The organism is Microbacterium sp. Leaf203 (genome assembly GCF_001421275.1).
GTDB classification, from domain to species: Bacteria; Actinomycetota; Actinomycetes; order Actinomycetales; family Microbacteriaceae; genus Microbacterium; species Microbacterium testaceum_A.
Map to the genome: position 1 here is coordinate 1 of NZ_LMKF01000020.1, position 241 is coordinate 241.

General features: G+C 64.3%; 1 protein-coding gene. It reads left to right on the plus strand.

The annotated features are described in order from the left end of the window. A partial coding sequence (locus ASE56_RS01335) for a DUF2339 domain-containing protein (RefSeq protein WP_156371570.1) occupies positions 1-241 on the plus strand: 241 nt, incomplete at both ends.

Consider the following 241-nt stretch of genomic DNA (forward strand, 5'->3'; position numbering starts at 1 on the left):
GCTGGTTTCGTCGCAATCGCCCAATGCATGGGCGCTGTTCGGCTACATCGCCATCGTCCTCGCGGCGACGGGAGCAGTCGCGCGCATCCGGTCCTGGAATTTCCTGATGGCGGCGGCATTCGTCGGCAGCGGTCTGTGGATGCTTGCTTACCTGATGCAGGCGCCGCTTCCGGACTTCACGGTGATCGTGTTCATCGCCGCCGTGACGTTGGTGGTGCTGGCGTTCGTCTGGCTCGGACGG